Source organism: Fusobacterium sp., from assembly GCF_029258315.1.
Lineage (GTDB): Bacteria > Fusobacteriota > Fusobacteriia > Fusobacteriales > Fusobacteriaceae > Fusobacterium_B.
This window is the reverse complement of the sequence record NZ_JARHZE010000042.1, coordinates 1-2660: the sequence shown is the minus strand read 5'-3', so window position 1 is coordinate 2660 and position 2660 is coordinate 1. Positions and strand designations below refer to the sequence as shown.

The following is a 2660-nucleotide window of genomic DNA, read 5'->3' as shown; positions in this document are numbered from 1 at the left end:
AGAAAAGAAAGGAAAAAAGATAAAAAATAAAAAATAGGAGATGCCGATGGAAAAAAATAAAAAATTTAAATTAATTATTCTTAGTTTAATTATTTTAAGTATCGCAATAGAATTTGTTCCATATATTTCTACTATGAAAAAATATATGCTCTATTCAAAAGAACAAGAAGAGAGAAAAGTTTATGAAAATAGAGATAGAGAAACTTATTATCATAATGGAAGTATAAAATTTAGAAAAATCGGTTCTAGAATAGAGAAGTATAATGAAAAAGGTGTAATGATATATGCTGAAGAGAATGGAAAAGAAGAAAATTATGATGATGCAGGAAATAGAATAGATTTAAATTATTCAGAAAGCTCAGAAATAAAAGATGGGGAGTATAAGTTATATTCTCCTAAAGGAAATTTAATTTTGGATTATAACTATAAAAATGGAGAGTTTGATGGAGTTCAAAAAGAATATTATGCTGACTCAGAAATTCTTTTCTCTGAAAAAAATTATAAAAATGGAAGTCTTATTGGAGAACAAAAAACATATTATAAAGATGGGAATATAGAAACATATAAAAATTATGATGAAAATGGTAAATTAATTGCCGATATAGTTTATGATATGTTTGGAAAAAAAGAAAAGTTTTTTGAAGAAAAAAATAATGTAGGTGTGTATGAAGAATACCAAGATAATTATTTGATAGAAAAAAAAGAATTACACTACTCAAAAGGTAATATTGTAAAATCTGTCCAAGAAGAATATGGTGAAAAAGGAATTTTAAAGTATAAAGAAATTGAAGATAAAGCTTTAATTTTGACAGAAAAGATAAGTTACTATGAGGATGGGCAAATAAAAGATATATCGTATAGAAGAGAAAGAAAAGTTTTACCAATAGGAAAGATATATTATTCCAATGGAAATTTAAAAAATAATAGTTACTATGATGAAAATAGTGGAAAACTTATATGTGAAAGATACTTTGAAGATGGAAAGCTTTTATCTAAATCTTTATATTCTGGAAAAGATCTTTATGATGAGATAGAATATTATATTGAAAATAAAAAAGATGGGACAAAATTTTATGAGGTAAAAAAAGAGGGAGATAAAAAAGTAGAGATCTTTTATAATAAAAAAGGGGAAGTTTTACATAAAGAGGTAGAAGGAGAGGATTAGTATTGAAAGAATTTTATAATAATCTATGGGAAAATACAAAAACTTGGAAATTTGATCCAGCTATATTTATTATCAATATGATAACTTTGCACCCCAATCTTTTTTTTATAGGTATTAATTTTTTTGTAATTATAGTTTATGCTGGAAATAATAAATATTTAAAAAAATTTTTTATAAAAACTATTTTATGGTTAATACTTTTTACTGTTATAGCAGTAGTTTTATGTTTCCCAGTTATATTTATAATGGGATTTGATGATGCTGGAAGTTTAAGCTCAGAAGAAAGAGGGTTAATGTTTGATGGAATGAAAATATTAATCAGTGTTTTAAAAATAATATATTCTCTAATTAGTGCTATAATTTTTCAAAACTATAAAAAACTTATAGAAAAAGAAAATAATTAAAAAATATTGGTATGATTAAAATTATTATAAATATTTTATAAAAAATGACTAAAAAAATTTAAAAAATTATTATAATGAATTAAAATATAAAATTTAGTTGAAGTATTACCAAAATAAAAAACTTTACATTTAAGGTTATATATAGTATAATCTTTAAGTTGAATAAGAAAAAATTACAAGGAGAAAAAAATGGACAGTTACCCCAAACGGACTATAAAAAATTACAATTTAATATAAGAGATAGGGGAAGGTTTATTTTTTTGATTTTCCTCTATTGAAGGAGGAAAAATGTTTGTAGAAAAAATAAAAGAGCTTTTATTAAAAAAAGATCTAAAAAAACTTCAGGAGATTTTAAATTCAGAGACGCCTATAAATATCGCTGAATTTATAAGTGAGTATGAAGAAAATGAGAATGACATTTTAATTATCTTTAGACTTTTAAATAAGGAGATAGCAGCAGAGGTTTTTGCTGAATTAGATTCTGATTTACAAATGAAGATAGTTGGCTCAATGACAGATTCAAAATTACAATCACTATTGGATGAATTATTTTTTGATGATATGATAGATTTCCTTGAAGAGATGCCATCAAATGTGGTAAAAAGAGTTCTTGAAAACTATAAGAATGAAAATCGTTCTTTGGTTAATCAATTTTTATCTTATGAGGAAGATTCTGCTGGAAGTTTGATGACAATAGAGTATCTTTCTTTAAAAAGTAATTGGACAGTAAGAGAAAGTTTGACTCATATAAGAAAAAAAGTAAAAGATTTAGAAACAATAGATGTGGCTTATGTAATTGATGGTAAGAAAAACTTAATGGGAGATGTTACTTTAAGAGATTTACTTCTTTCAAATGATGAAGATATAGTCGAAAATATAATGAATAAAAATGTTTTATATGTTACAACTTCAACAAATCAGGAAGAGGCTATTGAATTATTTAAGAAATATGACTTAATTGTTTTACCTGTAATTGATAAAGAAAATATTTTAGTTGGAATTATTACAATAGATGATATGGTCGATGTAATTGAAGAAGAAAATACAGAGGACTTCCAAAAAATGGCAGCTATGGCTCCAAGTAAAGAGGA

3 protein-coding genes are annotated in these 2660 nt (G+C 24.1%); all 3 read left to right on the top strand.

The window, feature by feature from the left end:
- The first annotated feature begins 46 nt into the window (after positions 1–46).
- Entirely contained in the window at positions 47–1165 is a 1119-nt protein-coding gene (locus Q1J48_RS03255; protein WP_300361190.1) for a toxin-antitoxin system YwqK family antitoxin, read from the top strand.
- Positions 1166–1167: 2 nt separating this feature from the next.
- Positions 1168–1569, top strand: a complete 402-nt coding sequence (locus Q1J48_RS03250) for a hypothetical protein (protein WP_300361187.1) — start codon at positions 1168–1170, stop codon at positions 1567–1569.
- 288 nt (positions 1570–1857) lie between these two features.
- On the top strand, positions 1858–2660 hold an 803-nt coding region (mgtE, locus tag Q1J48_RS03245; RefSeq protein WP_300361184.1), incomplete at its 3' end, for a magnesium transporter.